Annotated in this window: 1 protein-coding gene; it reads left to right on the plus strand. The window is 42.9% G+C overall.

Annotated features, from left to right (window positions below; all coding sequences use genetic code 11):
- A partial coding sequence (locus ME5_RS10495; RefSeq protein WP_008038327.1) for a YadA-like family protein occupies positions 1 to 2,195 on the plus strand: 2,195 nt, incomplete at both ends.

Below are 2,195 nucleotides of genomic sequence, written 5' to 3' on the forward strand. Positions count from 1 at the left end.
ACAGCGCCAAGCTTTACGGTACAGGGTCAAAGCTACAATAATGTTGCAGCAGCCTTTGGTGGCGTAAATAATACTTTGACCAGTCAGGGCGATACGATTAATAATATTCAAGGTGATGTTGCAAATATTGGTGATCAAATCACCAATATTGTGACGACTGGTACGGCGGGTGTTGTTCAGCGTGTTGCTCCTACAGGAGAAGATGCACCTGCGACCAATCAATTGGTGTTGACGGCAATTGACGGAACAGCGGGAGAACCTGGTGCGGCACAAAAATTGTCTAACCTTGCAGCAGCAACCCTTTCGTCTAATTCAACAGATGCGGTTACAGGAGCACAGCTTTTTGCCACGAATACGAATGTGACGAATATTGATGATAGAGTGACGTCTGTTGAAGGTAATGTTAACACTATTGGCGATACGATTAATAATATTCAAGGTGATGTTACAAATATTGGTGATCAAATCACCAATATTGTTACGAATGGTACGGCGGGCGTTGTTCAACGTGTTGCACCTACAGGGGAAAATGCACCTGCGACCAATCAATTGGTGTTGACGGCAATTGACGGAACAGCGGCACAACCTGGTGTGGCACAAAGATTGTCTAACCTTGCAGATGGTGCGCTTAATGCGCAGTCTACGGAAGCTGTGACAGGAGCACAGCTTTTTGCAACCAATACGAATGTGACGAATATTGATGATAGAGTGACGTCTGTTGAAGGTAATGTTAATAATATTATTACAAACGGTACGGCAGGTGTTGTTCAACGTGTTGCCCCTGAACAAGCCAATGGTCCTGCGACTGATCGACTTGTTTTGACGGCTGTTGGAGGCTCAGCAGGTGCTCCTGGCAAAACACAACGTTTAAGTAATCTTTCGGCAGCTGAACTCAGTGCTGAGTCAACAGATGCGGTTACAGGTGCTCAACTTTTTGAAGCCAATAACAATGTGACAACAATCAATCGCAATGTTAATAGTTATTTAGGTGGTGGAGCTGATATTATTGCTGGTAAAGCTCCAACATATACATTAACATCGATGGGTTCAGAGTCATTAACACGCAGTACGACACAAGATTATCATGATGTTGGCAGTGCTTTAAATGCACTTGATGGAAATGTGAATTATGTCAACAATCGTGTAGATGATATAAACACGTCTATCGGTGGTCTTCAAAATGATGCATTGACATGGAATAATGAAGCTGGGGCTTATAGTGCAATCCATGGCGGCTCTAATTCGAAGATCACGAATGTTGCCAATGGTATAATTGATGCACAATCAACTGATGCGGTCAATGGTGCACAGATATTTGCCATGAATAACCAAATAGCCTCATTTTTAGGTGGTGGTGCCGGCTTTGCTAATGGTGCTTGGAGAGGTCCAACTTATGAAGTCAGCAGTATTAGTGCAGATGGTTCTGTTTCTTCAGGAAGATATAATAATGTTGGTGATGCCCTGGGTGGTTTGAACCAAAGTCTTGGAAATGTGAATGATCGTGTTGGCAAAGTTGAAGATGTTGTTAACGGAGGTAATATTGACAGCGGTGATTCATTAAAATGGAACAATGATCTGAATGCTTATGATGCAAGTCATGGAACAGGTTCACCGCAAAACATTACCAATGTTGCAAATGGTAAGGTTGAAGCGGGTTCCACTGATGCTGTTAATGGTGGTCAACTTTGGGATACAAATCAGCGTATTGATAATATAGAAACCGGTATTCAAGGTGTTGTCGATAATGCTGTGATGTATGATAAAGATGAAAATGGCAAAAGAACCAACACGATGACCTTACAGGGTGGTGATCGCGATAAAGGTGTCACCATTAACAATGTTGCTGATGGCCGTATTGAAGAAGGCTCAAAAGAAGCGATCAATGGTGGCCAATTATATAGCTATGCTAAAACGCAGATGAATACAGTATTGGATGAATCGAAAACCTATGCTGATCAGCGTATGGATGAAGCTGTTGCATCGTCTAATCGCTATACAGACATGCGGTTTAATCAATTGGCCAATGGTGTTGAAGAAGCAAAGAAAGAAGCACGTCAAGCAGCAGCAATTGGTCTTGCGGCTTCCAACTTGCGTTACTTTGATGAACCAGGTTCTATTGGTGTAGCATTTGGTTCTGGTTATTGGAAAGGTGAAAGCGCTGTGGCAATGGGTGCTGGCTATACGTCTGAAAGTGG

Origin of the sequence: Bartonella tamiae Th239 (assembly GCF_000278275.1) — a bacterium.
In the GTDB taxonomy this organism is placed as follows: Bacteria; Pseudomonadota; Alphaproteobacteria; order Rhizobiales; family Rhizobiaceae; genus Bartonella; species Bartonella tamiae.